At 28.8% G+C, this 23,014-nt stretch carries 24 protein-coding genes; 19 read left to right on the top strand and 5 right to left on the bottom strand.

What is annotated here, in order from left to right:
• The first annotated feature begins 12 nt into the window (after positions 1-12).
• Genes topA through AEBR_RS14400 form a run of 4 tightly spaced genes read left to right on the top strand, consistent with a single transcriptional unit; the run spans position 13 to position 4,905 of the window.
• Positions 13-2,364, top strand: coding sequence for a type I DNA topoisomerase (topA, locus tag AEBR_RS14415; RefSeq protein ID WP_129087104.1), 2,352 nt, complete (start codon positions 13-15; stop codon positions 2,362-2,364).
• Positions 2,365-2,883 carry a metallophosphoesterase family protein gene (locus AEBR_RS14410; protein ID WP_129087103.1) on the top strand — a complete coding sequence of 173 codons (519 nt, stop codon included), beginning with the start codon at positions 2,365-2,367 and terminating at the stop codon, positions 2,881-2,883.
• Positions 2,867-3,721 (top strand): biotin synthase, encoded by an 855-nt coding sequence (locus AEBR_RS14405; protein ID WP_129087102.1) that lies wholly within the window; start codon positions 2,867-2,869, stop codon positions 3,719-3,721. Before AEBR_RS14410 ends, AEBR_RS14405 begins: the two co-directional genes overlap by 17 nt.
• A 14-nt stretch (positions 3,722-3,735) precedes the next feature.
• Complete coding sequence (locus AEBR_RS14400; protein ID WP_129087101.1) at positions 3,736-4,905, top strand: cation:proton antiporter; 1,170 nt, start codon at positions 3,736-3,738, stop codon at positions 4,903-4,905.
• 18 nt (positions 4,906-4,923) lie between these two features.
• Here AEBR_RS14400 and AEBR_RS14395 read toward each other — a convergent pair whose 3' ends face one another.
• From AEBR_RS14395 to AEBR_RS14375, 5 genes are all read right to left on the bottom strand, one after another.
• A complete protein-coding gene (locus AEBR_RS14395; protein ID WP_128982517.1) occupies positions 4,924-5,616 on the bottom strand; it encodes an AMIN domain-containing protein in 693 nt (230 codons plus the stop codon).
• The gene (locus AEBR_RS14390) at positions 5,613-5,855 is read right to left on the bottom strand and encodes an FtsB family cell division protein (protein WP_129087100.1); all 243 of its coding nucleotides are present in this window, start codon (positions 5,853-5,855) and stop codon (positions 5,613-5,615) included. The genes AEBR_RS14395 and AEBR_RS14390 overlap by 4 nt, the downstream gene beginning before the upstream one ends.
• A 3-nt stretch (positions 5,856-5,858) precedes the next feature.
• Positions 5,859-7,133, bottom strand: a complete 1,275-nt coding sequence (gene eno / locus AEBR_RS14385) for a phosphopyruvate hydratase (protein WP_129087099.1) — start codon at positions 7,131-7,133, stop codon at positions 5,859-5,861.
• Between the two features lie 164 nt (positions 7,134-7,297).
• Entirely contained in the window at positions 7,298-8,335 is a 1,038-nt protein-coding gene (gene recA / locus AEBR_RS14380) for a recombinase RecA (RefSeq protein ID WP_129087098.1), read from the bottom strand.
• Positions 8,336-8,429: 94 nt separating this feature from the next.
• Positions 8,430-8,633 (bottom strand): hypothetical protein, encoded by a 204-nt coding sequence (locus AEBR_RS14375; RefSeq protein ID WP_129087097.1) that lies wholly within the window; start codon positions 8,631-8,633, stop codon positions 8,430-8,432.
• 77 nt (positions 8,634-8,710) lie between these two features.
• On the opposite strand from AEBR_RS14375, the gene AEBR_RS14370 reads away from it, so the two are divergent.
• The 15 genes from AEBR_RS14370 to AEBR_RS14300 are packed head-to-tail and all read left to right on the top strand — an operon-like array spanning position 8,711 to position 23,012.
• Positions 8,711-9,469, top strand: a complete 759-nt coding sequence (locus tag AEBR_RS14370) for a cupin domain-containing protein (protein ID WP_129087096.1) — start codon at positions 8,711-8,713, stop codon at positions 9,467-9,469.
• Positions 9,432-10,340, top strand: a complete 909-nt coding sequence (locus AEBR_RS14365; RefSeq protein WP_228712175.1) for an N-acetylneuraminate synthase family protein — start codon at positions 9,432-9,434, stop codon at positions 10,338-10,340. The genes AEBR_RS14370 and AEBR_RS14365 overlap by 38 nt, the downstream gene beginning before the upstream one ends.
• A 4-nt stretch (positions 10,341-10,344) precedes the next feature.
• Positions 10,345-11,193 carry a class I SAM-dependent methyltransferase gene (locus AEBR_RS14360; protein ID WP_129087095.1) on the top strand — a complete coding sequence of 283 codons (849 nt, stop codon included), beginning with the start codon at positions 10,345-10,347 and terminating at the stop codon, positions 11,191-11,193.
• A complete protein-coding gene (locus AEBR_RS14355; protein ID WP_129087094.1) occupies positions 11,193-12,362 on the top strand; it encodes an acylneuraminate cytidylyltransferase in 1,170 nt (389 codons plus the stop codon). Before AEBR_RS14360 ends, AEBR_RS14355 begins: the two co-directional genes overlap by 1 nt.
• Entirely contained in the window at positions 12,359-14,209 is a 1,851-nt protein-coding gene (locus tag AEBR_RS14350) for a glycosyltransferase family protein (protein WP_129087093.1), read from the top strand. The genes AEBR_RS14355 and AEBR_RS14350 overlap by 4 nt, the downstream gene beginning before the upstream one ends.
• A 15-nt stretch (positions 14,210-14,224) precedes the next feature.
• The gene (locus AEBR_RS14345; protein ID WP_129087092.1) at positions 14,225-15,127 is read left to right on the top strand and encodes a glycosyltransferase family 9 protein; all 903 of its coding nucleotides are present in this window, start codon (positions 14,225-14,227) and stop codon (positions 15,125-15,127) included.
• Between the two features lie 4 nt (positions 15,128-15,131).
• Positions 15,132-16,121 carry a 4Fe-4S cluster-binding domain-containing protein gene (locus AEBR_RS14340; RefSeq protein ID WP_129087091.1) on the top strand — a complete coding sequence of 330 codons (990 nt, stop codon included), beginning with the start codon at positions 15,132-15,134 and terminating at the stop codon, positions 16,119-16,121.
• Positions 16,114-17,172: a radical SAM protein gene (locus AEBR_RS14335; RefSeq protein ID WP_129087090.1), complete on the top strand. Its 1,059-nt coding sequence runs from the start codon at positions 16,114-16,116 to the stop codon at positions 17,170-17,172. The genes AEBR_RS14340 and AEBR_RS14335 overlap by 8 nt, the downstream gene beginning before the upstream one ends.
• 10 nt (positions 17,173-17,182) lie before the next feature.
• On the top strand, positions 17,183-17,980 hold the full coding sequence (locus tag AEBR_RS14330; protein ID WP_129087089.1) for a 1-deoxy-D-xylulose-5-phosphate synthase N-terminal domain-containing protein: 798 nt from the start codon (positions 17,183-17,185) through the stop codon (positions 17,978-17,980).
• Between the two features lies 1 nt (position 17,981).
• Positions 17,982-18,464: a transketolase family protein gene (locus AEBR_RS14325; RefSeq protein ID WP_129087088.1), complete on the top strand. Its 483-nt coding sequence runs from the start codon at positions 17,982-17,984 to the stop codon at positions 18,462-18,464.
• 10 nt (positions 18,465-18,474) lie between these two features.
• Positions 18,475-19,137 (top strand): class I SAM-dependent methyltransferase, encoded by a 663-nt coding sequence (locus AEBR_RS14320; protein WP_129087087.1) that lies wholly within the window; start codon positions 18,475-18,477, stop codon positions 19,135-19,137.
• A gap of 11 nt (positions 19,138-19,148) precedes the next feature.
• The gene (locus AEBR_RS14315; protein WP_129087086.1) at positions 19,149-20,219 is read left to right on the top strand and encodes a radical SAM/SPASM domain-containing protein; all 1,071 of its coding nucleotides are present in this window, start codon (positions 19,149-19,151) and stop codon (positions 20,217-20,219) included.
• The gene (locus tag AEBR_RS14310; protein ID WP_129087085.1) at positions 20,219-21,016 is read left to right on the top strand and encodes an SDR family oxidoreductase; all 798 of its coding nucleotides are present in this window, start codon (positions 20,219-20,221) and stop codon (positions 21,014-21,016) included. Before AEBR_RS14315 ends, AEBR_RS14310 begins: the two co-directional genes overlap by 1 nt.
• Entirely contained in the window at positions 21,013-21,921 is a 909-nt protein-coding gene (locus tag AEBR_RS14305) for an FkbM family methyltransferase (protein ID WP_129087084.1), read from the top strand. Before AEBR_RS14310 ends, AEBR_RS14305 begins: the two co-directional genes overlap by 4 nt.
• A complete protein-coding gene (locus AEBR_RS14300) occupies positions 21,903-23,012 on the top strand; it encodes an FAD-dependent oxidoreductase (RefSeq protein ID WP_129087083.1) in 1,110 nt (369 codons plus the stop codon). Before AEBR_RS14305 ends, AEBR_RS14300 begins: the two co-directional genes overlap by 19 nt.
• Positions 23,013-23,014 lie beyond the last annotated feature (2 nt).

Here is a 23,014-nt window from a genome sequence, read left to right as displayed (position 1 = left end):
GGGTTAGTATTAGTGAAAAATTTAGTTATAGTAGAGTCACCGGCAAAAGCAAAAACAATATCAAAGTTCTTAGGTAAAGATTATAAAGTTATGGCCTCAATGGGGCATGTAAGGGATCTTCCTAAATCAAAATTGGGGTTTGACCCACAAAATAATTTTGAACCAAAATATCTTATCTCAACAGATAAGAAAAAAGTTATTAGTGATTTGAAAAAAGAGATTACAAAAGATACTACTATATACCTAGCAGCCGATGAAGATAGAGAGGGAGAAGCCATTGCATGGCATCTAATTCCTGCTCTTAAAATAGAAAAAAACCCTATAAAAAGAATTGTTTTTCACGAAATTACAAAAGATGCAATTTTAGAAGCTATTAATAACCCAAGAGAGGTAAATCTAAATTTAGTTGATGCTCAACAAGCAAGAAGAATTTTAGATAGAGCTGTTGGTTATGAGTTATCTCCACTTTTATGGAAAAAAGTTAGATATGGTCTTAGTGCAGGTAGAGTTCAATCTGTTGCCGTTAGAATAATTGTTGATAGGGAAAATGAGATTAGAGAGTTTATTCCTGAAGAGTATTGGAGAATAAAAGCTGATTTTATAGATCCAGAACTTGAAGCTTTGTTGGCAAAAATTGATGGAAAAAATCAAAAAGTTACAAATGAAACAGAGGCAAAAGCTATTGAAGCTTCAATAAATCAAGGAAAATTTGAATTATTTGATATAGAAGAGAAAGATAGTACTAGAAATCCAGCACCTCCTTTTACAACTTCAACTTTGCAACAAGAGGCAAGTAGAAAAATTGGCCTCTCTGTTAAACAAACAATGGTTATTGCTCAACAACTTTATGAAGGAAATGTTGGAAATATCCCAAATCATACAGGTGGTTTGATTACTTATATGAGAACAGACTCTTTAAATCTTTCAAAAGTTGCAACAAGTGCAGCAAAAGAGGTTATTGAGGCTCAATATGGGAAAGAGTATGCTTTAAGTAAACCAAGAGCTTATAAAGCAAATACAAAAGGAGCACAAGAGGCTCACGAAGCTATAAGACCTGTAAATATGGCTTTAAAACCTACTGATATAAAACCTTATGTGGAATCTGCACAATATAGATTATATTCACTTATTTGGAAAAGAACACTTGCAACTCAAATGGCAACAGCAAAAATTGCTAATACTACATATAAAATAAGTGCAGGGAAAAACAAAGAGTATGAGTTTCAATCAAAGGGACAAAGAATCATATTTGCAGGATTTATGAAAGCTTATACTGAGGGAAGTGATAATCCTGAAACAGCTTTAGATAGTACAGAAAAAATCCTTCCTACAATAAAAGTTGGAACAATTTTAAATCTTGAAAAGCTAGATTTAGAACAAAACTTTACTAAACCACCATCAAGATATACAGAAGCTAGTTTAGTTAAAAAACTAGAGAGTGAGGGGATTGGAAGACCTTCAACTTATGCTCCAACAATCTCAACAATTCAAGCAAGAGAGTATGTGGTTAGAACAGAAGATAAAAAACTTGCTCCAACAGCAACAGGAGAGATTGTAAATAGCTTTTTAGTTGATCACTTTCCTGATATTGTTGATTTAGGCTTTACTGCAAAAGTTGAAGAGGATTTTGATGAGATTGCAGAGGGAAAAATTGCATGGCAACAAGTAATGCAACACTTTTATGGAGATTTCAAAAAGAGTATTGATGAAAAAGAAAAAAGCGTAAATAAAGAGGATTATCTTCAAATACGAGAGCTTGGAATTGACCCAAAATCAGGGAAACCTGTAAGTGCAAGAGTTGGGAGATTTGGTCCTTTTGTTCAAATTGGAACAAAAGATGATGAGGAGAAACCAGCTTTTGTTGCAATTCCTGAGCATCTAAATATGGATACAATAACTTTAGATGAAGCTCTGTTTTTATTTACACTTCCAAGGGTTGTTGGTAAAAATAGTGCAGGGGATGAGATAAAAGCAAATATAGGAAGATTTGGTCCATATTTACAAGTAAAAACAAAGTTCTATTCTTTAAAAGTAGATGATCCATATACAATTGATCTTCCAAGAGCGTTAGAGCTTATAAAAGAGCTTGATGAAGCAAAAGAGAAATCAACAATAAAAGAGTTTGCTGAAGAGAAAATCAGTATCCTAATAGGGCAATATGGTCCATATATTAAGCAGGGAAGAAAAAACTACAAAATACCAAAAGGTGTTGAAGCTGAGAGTTTAACTTTAGAGCAGACTTTGGAGATTATTGCAAAAGATCCTAAATCAAAAACAGCTACTAAAAAGACTACAGCCAAAAAGAGTCCTGCAAAAAGAACAACAACTAAAAAAAGCACTGCTACAAAAACAGCTAAAAAGTAGATGAAAGTAGGAATATTATCAGATAGCCACACAAAAAGTGGCTATACAAAAGAGGTCATTTCCCATCTTAAAGCCTCTGGAGCAGAGTATTTGATACACGCAGGTGATTTATGTCTTGAAGAGAATCTTAAATCATTAGAAGATTCAGGCTTGACCTATGTTAGTGTTTTTGGAAATAATGATTTCTCTTTAATCTCTTTATCTTCAAAATATAATATAAAAAGAGAACCTTATTTATTTAAAATCAAAGATACAAGTTTTAAATTAATGCATTTGCCTTATTATCTAACACCAGATAGTGATGTTGTTATTTACGGTCATACACATATTTTTGAAACAGATTTTAAAAATGGGACACTCTTTATAAATCCAGGTGAAGTGTGTGCTAGAGAGAAACCTTTGGTTGAATGTGTATTGTTAGATATTAATGAAAATGAGTATATAATCTCTTATTACTCAAGGGATATAAATTCGAATAAATTTTTAAAAAAAGAGATAAAGTATGAGCGAAAAAAGTAAAGAGATATTTTTATGTGCAATTTGTAATATTGAGAGTGGTACTTGTAATGAAGATTGTAAATTTTGTACGCAAAGTGTAAAATATAAAGCAGATATTCAAAGATATAAAAGAAAAGAGATTGAACAAATTGTTGAAGAGGCAAAAAGAGCTAAACAAAACAATGCAAATGGTTTTTGTTTGGTAACTGCTGGAAAAGGTTTAGATGATAAAAGATTAGCTTTTGTGTGTGAAGCAGCAAGAGCAGTTAAAAAAGAGAACTTAGGACTTATCTTAATTGCCTGTAATGGAACAGCTTCAGTTGAGCAACTGCAAACTCTAAAAGAGGCAGGAGTTGATGCATATAATCACAATCTTGAGACCTCAAAAGATTTTTATCCTAAAATTGTTACAACTCACTCTTGGGATGAGAGATATCAAACCTGTAAAAATGTTAAAGAGGTTGGATTAAGACTTGTTTGTGGCGGTATTTTTGGTTTAGGTGAGACACAAGAGGATAGAATCTCTATGCTTGAATCAATAGCCTCTTTAGAGCCAATGAATGTTCCTTTGAACTTTTTTATTCCAAATAAAGCCTTACCAATAGAGGCAAGTACTCTATTAAGAGAAGAAGCATTTTCTCTTATAAGATTGGCAAGAAAAACTATTCCAAATGCAATGAAAATTATGGTTGCTGGTGGAAGAGAGTTGATGTTTGGTGAAGAGCAGTATAAAATCTTTGAAAATGGAGCAAATGCTTTTGTAATAGGAGATTATCTTACAACAGCAGGAAAATCTCCTAAAGAGGATATGGAAGAGTTAGAGAGATTAGGGTTTAAAATAAAAAGAGAAAGAGATTAAATACAAGGTGTTATATGAGTGAAGAAATTCTAATAATATGTTCAATATCTTTAATAATATTTATTTCTCCACTTGTATCAAGAGTATTAAAACTACCTACTATTACCATTGAGATAATTTTAGGTGCAATTGCTGCATATTTTGCATTTATTGTAGAACACTCTATTTTGGAACTTGTTGCAGAATTAGGATTTTTGTATTTAATGTTCCTAGCTGGACTTGAAGTTGATTTAAAAAAGCTTGTAAATATATCTGGTTCTCTTTTGCGAGCTTCAATTTTTTATAATATTGTTCTTTTTTCACTGGCAACAGCAATTACACTCTATTTTGATTTAGGAAAAATTTTTATTATAGTTCTTCCTCTTATCTCTATTGGGCTTTTGGCAGCACTTAAGAAAGAGTATGGGGATGTTGAGTGGATAAAACTCTCTATTACGGTTGGACTAATTGGGGAGATTGTATCAATCTTTGCTTTAACAACAGTATCAGCAGCACTTGAATTTGGTATTAATTTTGAGTTTTATAAAACTATGGTTTTATTTGTAATTTTTCTTATTTCGATGCTATTTATTTATAAACTTTTTCACAATATTATTTGGTGGTATCCAGAGATAAAAGCTGTACTTATGCCAGAAAAAGATAACCAAGAACAAGATATTAGAGTATCAATGACCATCTTCTTTTTAATGATTGCTGTTATGATGTATCTTCATTTAGAAGTTGCTTTTGGCGCATTTATAGCTGGAACCTTTATTACAACTTTTTTTGAAGAGCATAATAAACAATTACCACATAAATTAGAGCATTTTGGATTTGGATGGCTAGTACCTATATTTTTTATTTATGTTGGTTCCTCTTTTGAACTTGAGTCTATATTTCATGATGGTTTAGTCCAACATGCACTTTTAATTGCTCTTGCAATGATTTTAATAAGACTTGTAGCTTCAACGCTATTTATTAAAACAATTGGATGGAATAGATTTTATATGATAGGGCTTTCTCACTCTATGCCTCTAACACTTTTAATTGCAGTTGCAACTCTAGCATATCATAATCATTCTATTACACAGTTTTACTATTATGCTTTTATCTTAGCTTCAATTATTGAGGTTTTAGTAGTAATGATTGCTATTAGAGCAATCTCATATTTTATTAAGTTGGATGATATCAAAAAGGTAAAATAGATACCAGAAGGTATCTATTTATTCATATAGTTTTACGATTGTAACCATTTTATCATCATAAGTTACCTCGTAGTCATCAGGCATATTTGCTAACTCTACTACAATTCTAAAGAATTTATCTTTTTTATGATTTCCCACAGTTACTTTAGGGAAGTTTGTAGATTTCAAATCTTCTCTAACTGTGTAGAAGTTCTCTTTTGCATCAAAATCTAATACAATTTTTTTCTCACCAGGAAGAGTTATTTTTTTACTTACTTTATAATCAGAAAAGATATTGATTTTATCATTATCATACTCAACTTTTACAAATGGAAGTAACTCTTTTTCATTTGTTACATCAACTCTTGGTTTTACGTAAACAACTTGTTCAACCTCTTTTGGTTTCTCATCAACAAGTTTTTTTGCAATAGTTTCAGCTTTTCTTTCAGTCTCTTTTTGAGCTTTTTTAATCATCTTTTTAACTTCTTCTTCTGTTAAAGCTGGTTTTTCTGGCTCTTTTTTCTCTTCAACTGCAGGATCATTCATTTTCTCATACATATTTTTTATATATTGTTGTTCTTGTTGGTATTCAAGGGCATAATCCTCTTCTACCTCATTCATTTCAATAATTCTTGCTGCTTCTTCTTCATAGGCATTAGTTGCTTCAAATGGATTTTCTCTAGCAATTAAACTAGTAGATAAGACAAGTAATAAAGTAAATAGGGTTTTCATTCTTCTGGCTCCAAGTTTTTAAGTTCGAAATACTCTTTTTGCAAATAGGCATTCTCTTCTTGCAATCTTTTGATTTCACTTTGCAGGTACTCTTTTTTATGTTTTAAAGAGCTATAAACCTCCAAAGAGTTATCTCCAAAAAGAATATTTGAAACATGATAACCAAGAAATACAGTAACAGCAGTAGAGAGTACTGCTATTAATGAAAATTTCTTGATTGTATGTCTATTTTCGTGCATTTATTATTTAGAAAAAGGTTGTTTCCCTAAATATTCTGCATAACCAATCTCTGCACCAATCTCAAGAAGTCTGTTATATTTTGCAATTCTATCACTTCTTGCTGTACTTCCTGTTTTGATTTGACCACAATTTAAAGCAACTGCAAAATCTGCTATAAATGCATCTTCAGATTCACCTGATCTGTGAGACATTACACAATTGTAGTTGTTTCTTTGTGCTAATCTAATAGTTAGCATAGTTTCACTAACTGTTCCAATTTGATTTGGTTTAATTAAAATTGCATTTGCAATCCCTTTTTGAATACCTTCAGCTAAGATATTAGCATTTGTAACATATAAATCATCCCCAACTAATTGGATTTTTGAACCTAGTCTATCTGTTAAGATTTTCCATCCATCCCAGTCATCTTCAGAGAGTCCATCTTCAATAGAGATAATTGGATATTTGTTACATAAATCTTCATAATATGAAACTAACTCTTCAGCTGTTAAACTTCTTCCTTCACCTTTTAAAGCGTAGTTTCCATTTGAATCAACTAACTCAGATGCAGCAACATCTAAAGCAATACAAATTTGTTCACCAGCTTTGTATCCAGCTTTTTCAACTGCTTGTAAAATAACTTGAATAGGTTCCTCATTTGAGCTTAAGTTTGGAGCAAATCCACCCTCATCACCAACTGCTGTTGATTCACCCATTGAGTCAATAATTTTTTTAAGGTTTTGGTAGATTTCAGAAACTGCTCTTAATCCATCATTGAAGTTTTCAAAACCTACTGGCATAACCATATACTCTTGAAAATCAACTGAGTTATTTGCGTGTTCTCCACCATTTATAATATTAAACATAGGCACAGGCATTGTCATTGCATTTGCACCACCAAGATATCTGTATAAAGGAATGTTAAGTGAAGCTGCAGCTGCTCTTGCCACTGCCATAGAAACACCTAATACTGCATTAGCTCCTAGGTTAGAGTAGTTATTAGTTCCATCAATATCTTTCATAGTTGCATCAATTTCTGCTTGGTTGTATGGACTTAATCCTAATAACTCATCTGCAATAGTTGTATTCACATTTTCAACGGCTTTAAGAACGCCTTTTCCTAAAAATCTATCATCACCATCTCTTAATTCTAAAGCTTCTCTTTTACCAGTACTTGCGCCACTTGGAACGATTGCACTAGCTTTTGTACCATCACTTAAAATAACAGTTGCTCTAACTGTTGGATTACCCCTTGAATCTAATACTTCATCCGCATAGACATTATCAATAAATACCATTTCAGGTCTCCTAATTTTGATTAAATCACAATATTATACATAAAGTTTTATTTTTTTTGCTTTATAGATGCTTTGAAAGTTTTATAATAGGCTATAAAATAATATTTTTTTGGATATTTAAAGAGAGTTTTAGGTTAAGAAGAGAAGAGTCGCCTCTTTACTTCTTAGTCGTCGCTTTCGTCAAGTTCCGCATCACCTTGGATTAAAGAATCATTTATTCCCATTGCTGCTAGAATTTTTTGTTCAATATCATTTGAGATTTGTGGATTATCTTTTAAGAAAACTTTAGAGTTCTCTTTACCTTGACCAATTTTTTCATCACCATAGCTAAACCAAGCTCCAGCTTTGTCAATAATGTCAAGTTTAACACCATAATCAATTAACTCACCAGTTTTAGAGATCCCCTCTCCAAACATAATATCAAACTCAGCTTGTTTAAATGGAGCCGCAACTTTATTTTTTACTACTTTTACTTTAACTCTATTCCCTATTGAGTTTTCACCCTGTTTTAAAGTGGCAATTCTTCTAATATCAAGTCTTACTGAAGAGTAGAATTTAAGTGCATTACCACCAGTTGTTGTCTCTGGACTTCCATATCCTGTCATACCAATTTTCATTCTTATTTGGTTAATAAAGATAACTGTACAGTTCATTTTGTTTAAAAGACCAGTAATTTTTCTTAAAGCTTTACTCATAAGTCTAGCTTGAACACCAACTTGTTGGTCATCCATATCCCCATCAATCTCAACTTTTGGAGTTAAAGCTGCAACTGAGTCCACAACCACTAGGTTAACTGCTCCACTTCTAATAACAGTCTCTAAAATTTCAAGTGCTTGTTCCCCAAAATCTGGTTGAGAAACAAGTAGGTTATCTGTATCAACACCTAGGTTTTTAGCATAAATTACATCTAAAGCGTGTTCTGCATCAATGAAGGCACAAACACCACCTGCTTTTTGACACTCTGCAATTGCATGAAGTGTAAGGGTTGTTTTCCCTGAAGATTCAGGACCATATATCTCTATAACTCTTCCTTTTGGAAGACCTCCCACTCCTAGAGCTAAATCAAGACCAAGAGAACCAGTTGAAATTGCTTCAACAGGAACAACCTGTTTGTCTCCAAGTCTAATAAGAGTACCTTTACCAAAAGTTTTGTCTATCTGTTTTATAGCTAACTCTAATGATTTTTTTTGATTTTCATCCATTGTTAATCCTAGTCTTCTTTTTGTTTATGTTGGAATTTTAGCAGATTTTTTTTTAAGTAAATAGTTTTATTGCAAAATGCAATAGTTTTTAAATTTAATCCTCAAATTTATTCTCTTTATAGATCTTTTCTAAACTCTCTATTGTTTTAATATGTGAAGTTACCCGTTTTTTCATGGTATATTTTTTTATATGTTTAGCGAGGATTTTAGTATACTTTTTATAGTTTCTAGAATCTTTTTCAAAACTTGCTAATTTTTTTTGAATTTTCAATATATCTTCTGGGATATTACCTGCCATATTAAAACCTATCAAATTTAGTTGTAATAAATTATTGCATATAATTGTTGAATTATCTTTTAATATAGGAAGTTTTTTTGAATTTAGAAAAATTTATAGTTTATGATAACTCTTCTCTTTTACAAGCATTAAAAAGAATAGATGAAAATAAAAAAGGTTTTTTGGTTATTTGTGACAAAGATAAAAAAGTTTTGGGAATTACCACAGAAGGTGATATAAGAAGAACTCTAATCACTGGCAAAAAAAGATTAGAAGATTCTATCTCTTACTCAAAAGAATATATTTTTATAAATAAAAAGGATACTTTTTTAAAGTTATTTAATTACTTTAAATTAGAGAAAATAAACTTTGTTCCTATTTTAGATAATGAAAAAAAATTAGTAAATATTATTTCAAAAAAACAGTTTCATGTAATGTTATTAAAAGATATGGAATATAATATTAGTACTTTACCTCAAATTGATGATAATGAACTTGACAGTGAAATTTATGAGAAACCTTGGGGTTTTTATAAAAGTACCCTTCTTGCAAAACATGTACAAAGTAAAATTATTACACTTTTCCCTAAAGGCGAACTAAGTTTGCAAAAACATAAAAGGAGAGAAGAACACTGGATTGTTATAAAAGGTGAAGGTGAAATAATACTGGAAGACTCTACATTAAAAGCAGAACAAGGAAGATATGTCTATATTCCAAAAGGGTGTAAACACAAAGTTATAAATACGTCTTTAGAAGATAATTTAATTTTAGCAGAGGTTCAGTTAGGAGACTATTTTGGAGAGGATGATATTATAAGATATGAAGATAAGTATGGAAGGGTTAAAAATGGGATTTAATTATGATTATAAAGAGCCAAAGATAATTGCAGAGATAGGTTGTAACCATAAAGGTGATATGAGTATAGCTAAAATGCTTATTGATTTAGCAAAAAAGTCTGGTGCAAAATATGTTAAATTTCAGAAAAGAAACAATAAAGAGCTTTTAACTGAAGATCAATACAATGCTCCTCATCCTGTTCCTGCTAATTCATATGGGAATACCTATGGAGAGCATAGGGAGTTTTTAGAGTTTACAAAGGGGCAACATAGAGAACTAAAAGAGTATTGTGACTCTATTGATGTTGTTTACTCTACTTCTGTTTGGGATGTTACAAGTGCTAAGCAGATGTGTGAATTTGAACCTCTATTTTTAAAAGTTCCATCTGCTTGTAATAATAATTTTGAGATGCTAAGAGTTTTAAGGGATGAGTTTAAAGGACAAGTGCAACTCTCAATTGGAATGACTAGAAAAGAGGAGGTTGAAGAGATAGTTCGATTTTTTGAAGAGACAGACCAAGCAAAATCTAGACTTCTAATCTACTCTTGTACTTCAGGCTATCCAGTTCCAGCAAAAGATGTTTCACTTTTGGAAATAAACTGGTTATATGAAGAGTATGGTAATAGAGTAAATGAGATAGGTTTTTCAGGACACCATTTAGGAGTGGCACTTGATGTGGCTGCTTATGCATTAGGAGCTAGATGGATAGAGCGTCATTTTACAAAGGATAAAACTTGGAAGGGGACTGATCATGGGGCATCTTTAGAGCCAGATGAACTAGAACTTTTAGTTAAAAGCCTCAACGAAGCTTATGAAGCTTTACATTATAAAAGTGATGAGATTCTTCCAATTGAACAGGTTCAAAGAGATAAGTTGAAAAATAGAAAGTAAATAGATGAATTGTAAACTTTGTGGTAGTAATAAGCATAGGAAAAGAAGTGGAAGTGTAAGGGATAATAAAGATTTAGATATTTATGAGTGTTGTAATTGTGGATTGGTTTATCTATCTGAAAGCTATCAAATATCTGACACTTTTTATGAAAACTCAAAGATGCATAGTAGTTTTGATTTTGAGAAGTGGAGAAAACAGACTTTTGAGGATGACAGCAGAAGGTTTGAATCTTTAAAAAATACAATTACAAATAAAAAGCTTTTAGACTTTGGTAGTGGTAATGGTGGATTTTTAAAATTAGCAAAAAATGTTTGTACTAAAGTTTGTGGTGTAGAGCTTGAAAAAGCAGTTAAAGAGTATTATGAAAAAGATAAAATAGAGCTGTTTTCTAATCTTAATGAGTGCAATAAAAAGTTTGATATTATCACATCTTTTCATGTGATAGAACATATAAAAGAACCAATAGAAATTTTAGAAAAACTAAAATCTATGTTAAATGATAAAGGGAGATTGATAATAGAAGTTCCAAATGCAAATGATGCTTTACTAACTATTTATGAAAGTGAAGCTTTTTCCCATTTTACCTATTGGAGTTGCCACCTATATTTGTATACACAATACACTCTATCTTTATTGGCAAAGAAAGCAGGATTAAAAGTTGAGTTTATAAAACATATACAAAGATATCCCCTATCAAATCATCTATATTGGCTAAGTAAAAATGCCCCTGGTGGACATGAAAAATGGGGAAATTTTTTAGATTCAAAAGAGCTTACAAATGCCTATGAGTCTCAATTGGCAACATTAAATGCAACAGATACAATAATTGCAAGTTTTACAAAGGAAAATTAATGAATATAGCCTTTATACCAGTTAGATGTGGAAGTAAATCTATACCTTTTAAAAATATAAAAGAGTTTTGTGGAAAACCTTTGGTTTATTGGAATCTAAAGGCTATTGAAGAGTCAAAATATATTGATATAGTTTATGTAGCAACTGATTGTGATGAAATTGCACAAAGAGTAAAAGAGTTTAAATTTAAAAAAAGTATTATCTATAAAAGAGATGAGGTAAATGCTAGAGATACTTCCTCTACAGAAGATGTAATGCTAGAATTTTTAAGAAAGCATAAACAAAATGATGAGGATCTATTTTTGCTTGTTCAAGCAACTTCTCCTCTGACCCAATCTCAGGATTTTGATAAAGCAATAGAGCAACTAGAAGAGTCTAAAAAAGATTCTCTTCTAACTGTTGTAAATCAAAAAAGATTTTTTTGGAATAAAGCTGGTGAGTCTTTAAATTATGATTATAAAAAAAGACCAAGAAGACAAGATTTTGAAGGTTATTTTTTAGAAAATGGAGCCTTTTATATAAATAGAGTAAAAAATATTTTAGAGAGTAAAAATAGGCTTTCAGGAGAGATTGATTTATATATTATGGCAGATTATACCTCTGTTGAAATAGATGAAACCTTAGATTGGCAGATTGCAGAAAATCTAATGAGAGAACATATATTAAAAGAGAGAGAAAAAGAAATAAGTAAAAAAATAAAACTTTTTTTAAGCGATGTTGATGGAACATTAACCGATGCAGGAATGTATTATGGAGAGAATGGAGAAGAGTTTAAAAAATTTAATACACACGATGGAAAAGGTTTTGAACTTTTAAGAAAAGCTGGGATTAAAACGGGACTTATTACGAGTGAAAAAACAAAAATAGTTGAAAATAGAGCAAAAAAGTTAAAAGTTGATTATTTATATCAAGGTGTGGAGCATGGAGGAAAACTAAAAGTAGCAAAGAAAATTTGTGAAAAAGAGGGAATATCTCTTGATGAAGTTGCATATATAGGTGATGATATTAATTGTAAGGAACTTTTAGAACATGTAGGAATTGCAGCTTGTCCTTCTAATTCATTAAACGAGATTAAAGAAATGTATAGTATAATAAATTTAACTCATTCTGGTGGAGATGGTGCGGTAAGAGAATTTATTGATTTACTAATACAAAAGAGAAATATATGAATAATGAACAACTTCCAATACAAACCCAACTTTCAAATCTAATACAACAAGATTTTATAAATGTAGCATCAAGTTATTCAGACAATAACAGACTAAATAGGGATTATGTTTTGACATTGATTCAAGATGTCTCTTTATTAAAAAAGTATAAAGTATCATATCTTCATAATAGTGACTTTAACGAAACTATGGATATTTTAAAAAATCAATTATTAAACTCTTTATACCCATATGATATCGCTTTTGTTATCACAATTGATTATTTGCAAAATAGTGAAAATGTAGATTTTCTACAAAAATTTTTTGTAGAGATTTTTTTAAAAACGCCAAAAGAATTATTTATTGATATATTTTTTATTTTTAATATATTATGCGGGAGCGTAAAAGAGCTATATGGTTATTTTTTAGAGTATATCTTTAACAATAAATTTTTAATTTTAGATGAAAATATTCAAATTGATTGTTTATATAAAGCATGGAATTTATCGTTGCAAGTTTATCATGATAATGAAGCTTCTCAATTTGCATACAATGAGTTAAAACACCTATTTCAAAATGCATTGAATTATCAAAAAACAGAAGTTGCTTTTTGGTTATACTATACTCCTTTACATTATTTTAATGCAGGAACACATAGAAATAAACATGAAGCTAATCAACGTTTTCAAGTTGAGATTGAAAAACCACTAGAAAAATATATCAAAAATCATATTATCCCAAAATATAAAATTACTCCAAATAAAAAGAAAGTGAAAGATTCTTCAAAGAAAAAAGTTGCTTTTGTAATGCAAAGAATTATAAGACACTCTACCGTAAAAGTTTTGTATTATTTGATGGAATCTCTTATGAAAGAGAAACAAGATAAATATGAATTTATTTTATACGATTTAGCTTTTCCAGAATCGGGGGGAAGCGATGTAGTATTTATAAAAGAGTTTGAAAAACTTGGACTAAAATACGTGAATTTGCATGAAAAAATATTTAATAATAAAAGTGAAACTTACTCTTTACTTGAAAAGTGTATAAAAAGTAGAGAAATTTTAATAGAAGATAATATTGATATTCTTATAGGCTTACATACTAGAGTTGAGTATATGTTTTTTTATTTAACAAGAACAGCACCTAAACAGATTTATTGGTATCATAATAGTAATGATTATTATGATGTTGAAGGGATTGATATTCGAATAGCTCATGGAAGTACTCCTAATAATTTTAAATTTCATGTATTTAACTTATTATCTAATTATAATAATGATAATGATAAAAATTTGGAAAAAGAAATTGCAAGAATTAAAAATAGCTTCTCCAAAAATGTAATAGTTTTAGGTAGCATAGGTAGATTAATTAAGCTTGACAATAATGAATATCTTGAAACAATTTTTGAGATAATGGAAAAAAGGTTAAATACTGTTTACTTGGTATGTGGAGCTGGAGATTCAACAAATATAAAAAAACAAGTAGAAAAAAGAGGCTTGTCGAGTAGATTCTTTTTTATTGGTTTTGTAGATCCAAAAATATACATAAAAGTTATAGATATTTATTTAAATACTTTTCCTGAAAGTTCTGGGGAATCATTAAATGAGTTTATTTCAAAAGGTGGAGTCCCTGTTATTCTTTTGCCAAAAGAGCATCCTGCTATGCAAGAAATATTTAGAAATGAATGGGATAAAAAGTATGAAAGAATATTTGCTTTTAGTAAAAAAGATTATATAAACCTTGCAGTAAATTTAATTGATAATAATGTAATTAGAGAAAAATTATCAGAAGAAAATAAGAATAGGTTATTACAAACTAGTTTATCTGTAAAAACATTTGAGTCATTTATTGATGCAATAAATAAATAGGTTAAAAAAACAAAAATGAAAAAAACAAAAATATTATTTATAAAACTAGGATATTCTGAAACATTAGATTCAGAAATTGGAAGGGTAGTTAGTTTAGGTGATGTTTTAAGAACTACACCTGTAGTTGAAGCAATAAAAGATAAATATAAGAATTCACATTTGACTTGGCTTGTATCTAGAGAAGCAGAACCTTTATTAAATAATAATCCTTATATTGATAGAGTTATTGTTTGGGATGAGTTTACTCCCTTTCAACTTCTGATGGAAAAATTTGATTTGATGATTAATTTAGAAAAAATTCCTGGAGTGTGTGCAATAGGAGATAAAATTGAAGCGTGGAATAAGTATGGTTTCCGTTTTAATAGTGATACAGGTAATTATGATGGGTATGAACAAGGTTTAGAATTTATTGATTATATTAATCAAAAAGAGATTAATTGTAATAGACATGATTATTGGCAAAAAACGATTATTGAAATGCTAGGACTTAAATGGAAAGAACAACAGTATACACTAGGATATAAACCCAAAAATAAACCAATAAATGAGATTGGTTTAAATTATAAGGTTGGGAATAAATGGCCAGAAAAAGCTATGTCAGAAAAAAAATGGAAAAATTTAGAATGTAAATTATTAGACTTAGGATATTCAATTTCTTGGCAAAAGGGTTTAAATAGTCTTGAGGAATATTTTGAGTGGATTAATTCGTGTGAAATGATTATTTCACAAGATAGCTTAGGTTTACATTTAGCTCTTGCTATGAAAAAAAAGCTTATTGGTTTATTTGGACCAACACCCAGTTCTGAAATATTTTTCACAAAGGAAAGTATAGTAATTGAATCAAAAACTAATAAAATGAAAGATATTAAAATCAATGATATTATTGATGGTGTTCAAAAGCTATTCAAAAATAAGTAAATAAATGAAATTAGAAAAAGTGTTAAAACAAAAAAAAATTATAGTACCAAAAGATTATAATTACATAGGAGCCTTTGTCTCTTTAGGATGTAATTTGTCTTGTAGTTATTGCATAAATTTAAATGAAGAAAATTCAACAAGAAAAAGTGTTTCAAGAAAACCTATGTCGGGAAAAGATTGGGCAAAAGCGATCAATAGACTTAAGATTTTAAATACAGATTTACCTGTAACCTTACAAGGAGGAGAACCAACCATTCACAAAGAGTTCTTTGATATTGTAAATGGTGTTGATGATGATGTAAAACTTGATTTGTTAACAAATATGGTTTTTGATGTGGATGAGTTTATAAACAATATTGACCCAAAAAAATTTACAAGAGAAGCTAAATATGCAGCTATTAGAGTTAGTTATCATCCAGGGCAAAATGATATAGATGACTTGATAGCAAAAGCAAAAAAATTTGATAAAGCAGGATTCTATATAGGGATTTATTCAGTAATGGTTCCTCAAAATCAAAAACATATTGAAGAGGTAAAAGAAAAGTGCCTTAGAGAAAAAATTGACTTTAGAGTAAAAGAGTATTTAGGTTTTGATGGAAAAGAGTGGCATGGAACCTATAAGTATCCAGAAGCAATTTCTCAAAAAGTTGAAAAATATTGTGATTGTAAAACAACAGAACTTATAATTGCACCAAGTGGGCATGTATTTAGATGTCATTCAGACCTTTATGAGAATAGAACACCTATAGGGCATATTCTTGACCCAAATTTTGATATAGAACAGATTCATAGACCATGTTATGTTTTTGGTCATTGTAATCCATGTGATATAAAAGTGAAAACGAACAGACACCAGATTTTTGGTCACACTTCAGTTGATATTCAAAATATTAGAGAATTAACTGAAAAAGAGAGATTATATCTAGAAACTAATAAAAATTATGGTTTAGGTTCTTACAATTATGAAAAAGATGAAGAGTATATAGATGGATAATTTTTTAGATTCACATAAAATCAATTATCATCCAAAAGAGATAGCTCAATTTTTAGATGGTAACTTAACGGCACCAATATATGTTGAAATATCTCCTACTGGAGTATGTAATCATAAATGCCTTTTTTGTAACTATAATTATTTAGGACATGAAGGAAGATTTAAAAAAGGGAAAATGTTAGAACTTGTACGTGAATTTGCTAAAATGGGAGTAAAATCTTTAGTTTTTGCTGGTAATGGTGAACCAACTTTACATGTGGATACCTTTGAAGCGATACAGCTGGCAAAAAGTTTAGGTATAGACGTAGCATTAAGTACAAATGGAGCTATTCTAAAAGAGAAACATTTTGAGATTTTAGCTAAAAATTTAACATGGATACGGTTCTCATTTAATGCAGGAAGTGCTGAAAATTATGCTTTAGTACATCAAACTGATTCTTCTGATTTTGAAAAAGTTTTAGAGAATATTAAAAGGTTAAAAGAGACTAAGCAGAGATTAAAAAGTGAGATTACTATAGGTAGTCAATGTGTTTTAATTCCTGAAAATAAAGATTATATAATAGAACATGCGAATAGGTTAAAAAGCTTGGGAGTTGATTATTTTAGTGTAAAACATTTTTATAATCATGAACACAATGAATATAGTACAGATTCAAATTTTTTAGATGAAAAGTTTTTAAAAATGCTAGAAGATGAATCTAAAAAAATTAGTGATGATAATTTTTCTTTTGTTATTAGAAGTACACAAAACCTTTCATCAAAAAGGGTATATGATAAATGTTATGGTTTGGAGTTTATTGTTTTTATTGATGAGTTAGGGGATGTTTATACATGTTTTTCACACCAGCATGATAAGAAAACTATACATGGTAATATATTTGAAAATAGTTTTAAAGAGATCTGGAATTCAAAAGAGAAAAAAAATGCATTAAATTATATTAATAATTGTATTGAAAAAAATATGTGTCAACCAAATTGTAGACATCATCAAATAAATAACTATCTCTGGAATATTAAACACCCAGATATAGAGCATATTAATTTTATTTAAGGTATTAACTATGTTATCTTCAAAAGAATTACGACAAAAAACAATAAAGTTTTCATGTGATACAAATGCCGGACATTTAGGTTCATCTTTATCTACAGTTGAAATACTTAAAGTTCTTTTTGAATCTTTTTTAAAGTTTGATAAAAATGATCCGAGGAATGAATCGAGAGATAGACTTATATTTTCAAAAGGTCATGGCGCTTATACTTATTATATTATTTTAAATCATTTAGGATTTATACCTGACTATGAACTAAATTATTTTAATACGGAAAAATCAAGTTTAAAAGGTTGTTTAGTTCAAAATAATAACTATATGATTGAAGCATCTACTGGTTCTTTAGGTCACGGACTTCCAATTGCAGTTGGGATGGCAAAATCTTTTAAAATAGAGAATAAACAAAATAAAGTTATATGTATTGTTGGAGATGGAGAGATGCAAGAGGGTAGTAATTATGAGGCATTACTTCTCGCTATAAGGTTTAAGTTGAATAACTTACTTGTTATTGTAGATGCAAATGAATTACAAGCAATGGATTATGTAAAAGATGTTTCAGTTGAGAATAAACATTTAGCAAAAATTTTAAATGCTTTTTCTCCTGAATCTTTTTATGAAATTGATGGGCATAGTGAAGAAGAATTAAGAGATGTTTACAAAAAGTTTTATACGGGAAAAAATGAAAATATCTCTATAGTAGTAGCACACACTTTAAAGGGAAATGGCTTAAAAATGATTCAACATGATACAAAGTATCACTATAGATGCCCAACAGAAGATGGTTATATCTTTAAAGAAGAGGAATTATAATATGGCAATTTCTAAAAAAGATGTAATGAAAGAGATATATAAATATTTTAAAAAAGATAAAAAAATGGTTCTTTTAGCTGGAGATATGGGGTTTGCAGTACTTGATGATTTCTTTAATAATCATGCTAATCGTACTTTTAATACAGGAATAACAGAACAAGCGACAATTGGTATTGCAGCGGGAATGGAAATGGTTGGAATGAAACCTATTGTATATTCACAAATACCTTTTTTAGTTATGCGTTCATTTGAACAGATTAGATATGATGTATGTGAACATAACCTAAATATAAAAATGATTGGAGTAGGTGCTGATAATTATTTTAAAGCTTTAGGTAGGAGTCATTGTATGGATAAAGATGATGTTTACTTAATGTCACTTTTTAAAAATCTTTTAATATTAGATCCTGATGAGTCATCTTTAGTAGAAGATATAAAAAAGATGTTTACTTATGATGGTCCAGTTTATGTAAGAACTCTTTAAAGGTTAAGATATGGGGAAATTACTAAATATAATAACTAAACTTCATAAAAGTACACAAAGAGATTACCTTGAAAGAATGAATAGGGAAAAGATTTTATGTATGAAAAAGGCAAAAGAGTTTGAATATGACTTTTGGGATGGAGATAGAAAATATGGTTATGGTGGATATAAGTATGATGGAAGATGGAATATTATTGCAAAAGAATTAATTGAAGAATATAATTTACACGATGGATGTAAAATACTTGATGTAGGATGTGGAAAAGGATTTCTACTTTATGAGTTTAAAAAGCTTTTACCAAATTCTAATATTGTTGGATTTGATGTTTCAAACTATTCTATAGAAAATGCAAAAGAAGAAGTAAAAAATTTTTTATATAATTATAGAGCAGAAGATAAATATTCATTTGTTGATAATGAATTTGATCTAGTAATTTCTATAAATACTTTACATAATTTAAAAATCTATGAGTTTAAACAAGCGATACAAGAGATTGAGCGTGTTGGAAAGAATAAGTATGTTTTAGTAGAAGGTTATAGAAATGATGCAGAGCTTTTTAATTTAGAATGCTGGGCTCTAACTTGTGAGAGCTTTTTTAGACCTGATGAATGGGTATGGTTATATGATGAGTATGGGTATACTGGTGATTATGAATTCATATACTTTGAGTAAGGAAAATAATAATGGCATCAAAATATTCTAAATTTAAAGTATTTCACTTTCAAGAGAAGTTAGATTCTTTACCAAAAGATGTGGAGGAAATAAGCTCTCCAATACATATAAGAATTAAACCTACAAATGTATGTAATCATAGTTGTTGGTATTGCTCTTACAGATTTGATGAGGTGCAATTGGGACAAGATATGGTAGTTAGGGATTTTATTCCAAAAGATAGGATGATGGAAATACTTGATGATTGCATTGAGATGGACGTAAAATCAATAACTTTTAGTGGAGGTGGAGAACCATTTGTTTATAAATATTTTCTTGATACAGTTAAGAAGCTTTCAAAGTCTAATATTAAATTTGCATCATTAACTAATGGATCTAAGTTAAAAGGAGAAGTTGCAGAAATTTTTTCAAAATATGGTGAATGGATTAGAGTTTCAATGGATGGCTGGGATGACTTAAGTTATAAAAAGTATAGAAAAACAAAAAAAACAGAGTTTACAAATATACTAAATAATATGAAAGAGTTTAAATCTCTTGGTGGTAAATGTGCTTTAGGGGTTAGTTTTATTATTGATAATAAAAATTTTAATCACATTTATGAGATGGCAAAAAAAATAAAAGCTACTGGTGCAGATAGTATAAAAATGTCACCATGTATAGTAAGTAATCTAGGAAAAGAAAATAATGAATATCATGCTCCAATATATGATGAAGTAAAAAAACAAATAAAAAAAGTAAAAACCGAACTTGAAGATGAAAGTTTTGAAGTTTATGACACTTATCATCTACTTGAAGAAAAATTTGAAAAAGATTATGATTGGTGTCCATATATCCAAATATTACCAATAATAGGTGCAGATTTAAATATTTATTCATGTCAAGATAAGGCATATAACTTGGATAATGGATTAGTTGGAAATATTAAAGAAAAAAGTTTTAAAGAATTTTGGTTTAATGATAAAGAAAAATTTTTTAAGATAAATCCAAAATGTGATTGCAGTCATCATTGTATAGCAAATGAAAAGAATAAAATGATTTTAGATTATTTAAATGTAGATTTAGATCATTTAGGATTTGTTTAATGGAATCTGTTGATTATTTAATATCTGGAATAAATGGAAATGTTGGTAATGAACTACTTCCTCTTTTTTTAAAGAATTCAGATATTACATATAAAAAAGCTGATTTGAAAAAAAATATAAATGCTAAGTGTTTTATTCATCTTGCTGCAAAAACTGGAAATAACTATAATGATTTAATAGATTCAAATATAGAATATTTAAGAACAATAATTGAGTATTGTTATAAAAATGGGATTAAAAAGTTTATTTTCTTTTCTGCAATGAGTATATATGGTAATCAAAATAAGTTAAATGTTAGCGAAAAATCAAGTTATAAAAATCTAAATTTATATTCTACCTCTAAATTATTTGGAGAAAAAATACTAGAAGAATCTTCTTTAAAATGTTTGATATTGAGATTACCAATGATTCTTACAAAAGATAGTAGTAATGGATTCCTAAATAGGTTTTTGTTAAAACTTAATAATGATGAGACAATTTATCTTTATAATGCAAAGAAGTTAAGTAATAATTTTATTGATGTAGAATCAATTTTTAATTTTATAATTGGATACAGATTTGAAAAACAATATGAGTTATTAAATCTTGCACTTGAACAAGAAATGAGTTTGAAAGATATAGTTCTTTATTTAAAAAAAGAGATTAAATCGAAATCAACAATTTTAGAAAATAATGAAAAATATAATTTTTTTAATATATCAATAGAAAAAGCTAAAGTATTATATGGATTTACTCCAAATAATACTAAGAGTGTTCTAAAAAAATGGGTATTAAAAAGGAAAAGGAATAATTTTTGAAGGAATCAATTAGAAAAATTTTGTTTCCCTTGCCAAGGGATCAGCAAAAACAAGGTTTTGAACCAAATTTTTATATCAAATTTTTAAGAGGCATTTCTAAAGTATTAATTGGACTATTTAAATTAAATGGTGTAAATCGATTTAGTAATGAGTTTATACAAATTTTAGAACCAAAAATAAAAATCCCTATATCTTCTAATGATAGTATTTTATTTAGAACAGGACATGGTAGATTATTATGGAGAGCTAAGACTTTGCTAACTGAAGAACCTATGACAATTGAATGGATTGATAGATTTTCAGAAAATGATATTTTTTATGATATTGGTGCAAATGTAGGAAATTATTCAATATATGCAGCTAAAAAATCAATAAGAAGTTTTGCTTTTGAACCAGAGATTTTAAACCTTTCTCTTTTATATGAAAATATTTTTTTAAATAATGTCGAAAAATTATGTACTCCTGTTCCCTTTGCTGTTCATGATGAAACGGCATTAGAAAAGTTTTATTTAAAAGATATTTCTAAAGGGGACGCATTACATTCAATTGGAAATAAATCTTATCTTCTTGAAAATCCTGATTTATCAACAAAAGTTATTGATACTTTTACTATGTCGTTGGATGACTTGATAAAAAATTATAATATCCCTTCTCCTACAAAATTAAAAATTGATGTAGATAATAATGAATTAAATGTTATATTAGGCGCGAATAAAGCATTAGAAAGTGTTAAAGAAATATGCGTAGAATTAGATTTGAATTTTTCGGAACATGTAAAGGTAAAAGAGATTTTAGAAGAAAAATCTTTTGAAATTATTTGTAAAGAGAATGGACCAATTAATTATAATACAAATATTGCAAATTATATATTTAGAAAAGGGTTTAAATGCAAAAAACAGCTTTAATAATTGGAGGTGGTTTTGCTGGTTGTACAGCAGCTTATATGCTGAAAGAAAAAGGTTTTAAGGTTACACTAATAGAGGGTAGTTCTTTATTAGGAGGTGGATGTAGAACTTTCTTTTATGGTGGGCACCCTTATACTTATGGACCTCACCATTTATTAATAAATAAAGATGAGATGTATGTTTGGGAGTATTTTGAAAAATTTTTAAATTTAAGAGAATTAAAACATCATTGTTTAACTTATGTTGAAAATGATCAAGCATTTTATAATTATCCTATTCATATTGATGATGTTGAATCTATGCCAGATTATGAAAAAATAAAATTTGAATTGGAAAATAAGGAAGATGTTTCAAAGGCAAATAATTTTGAAGAATATTGGATAAATTCTATAGGTACAACACTTTATGATAAATTTATACATTCATATTCTGAAAAAATGTGGAAAATAAAAAATAATACCGAACTAGATGAATTTGCTTTCTCTCCAAAGGGTAAAACAATACAAAGTGGATCAAAACAATGTTTTGTGGATCAAAAGAATATTGCTTACCCTATTGAATTAGATGGATATAATACATATTTTGATAAGTGTGTAGATGGCACAAATGTAATACTAAATCAAAAAGTAGAAATTTTTGATTTTGAAAATAAAAGAGTAAAAGTTAATTCTGAATGGATAAGTGCTGATGTTATAGTAAATACTGCTTCTTTAGATTCAGTTTTTGAGTATTGTTATGGGGAACTAAGATATATAGGACGAGATTTTCAAAAAATTATTTTACCTATTGAAAATGTCTTTCCTGAACCTTATCATTTTATTCATTATTCAGGAGAAGAACCATATACAAGGATTGTGGAATATAAAAAAATGACAGGATATAAATCTCCTCATACTTTAATAGGGATAGAAACACCTTCTTTAAAAAATAAGTTGTATCCTTATCCAATTAAATCAGAAATTAATAAAGCAGATAAATATAAAGAATTATTTCCTAAAGACTGTTATACCTTAGGTAGAATGGGAACTTATCATTATGATAATATGGATATTATTGTTAAAGAATGTATGGAACTTATGAAAAGGATATAGAA

It is taken from the genome of Halarcobacter ebronensis (assembly GCF_013201825.1).
Lineage (GTDB): Bacteria > Campylobacterota > Campylobacteria > Campylobacterales > Arcobacteraceae > Halarcobacter > Halarcobacter ebronensis.
Note: the sequence above shows the minus strand (reverse complement) of the source record. Positions and strands in the feature narration are given on the sequence as shown.